Source organism: Streptomyces sp. NPDC001732, from assembly GCF_053596315.1.
Genome location: NZ_JBSFFY010000081.1, coordinates 22,318 through 22,654, shown reverse-complemented (window position 1 = coordinate 22,654; position 337 = coordinate 22,318). Strand labels below are relative to the sequence as shown.

The window sequence follows — 337 nt, the reverse complement described above, 5'->3', positions numbered from 1 at the left end:
AGGAGCGACTTGGCGGGTGGCGTCCTGGGTGAATCCCTTGGAGGTGTCGAAGCCGCGGAAGAGGACCTCGATCTCGTTGTTGTCCTTGATCTCGTGGTAGTCGTCGATGATCCGTTTCGCGAGAGCCGGGTCCTTGCGTGCCTGCTCCAGCAGCTGCTGGTTCCTGCGGTCCAGGTGGGCTGCGTAGTCCTGGCTGATGCCGTCGGCGATGACCCCGGCAATGGCGTCAGCCATCTGGTTGCTGCCCGTGCTGCCCCGGAACCCGGCCTTCGGGGTCTTGAGACTGTTCCACCCCTTCCAGGACATCGTGGGGTCGGTCGTGCCGGTGGTCTTCTTC

The 337-nt window shown here is 64.1% G+C and carries 1 protein-coding gene; it reads right to left on the bottom strand.

Annotation, left to right across the window (positions count from 1 at the left end):
* The coding region (locus ACWCXX_RS36595; protein ID WP_451134963.1) for a hypothetical protein at nucleotides 1–234 on the bottom strand (234 nt) is incomplete at its 3' end.
* Nucleotides 235–337: the final 103 nt, after the last annotated feature.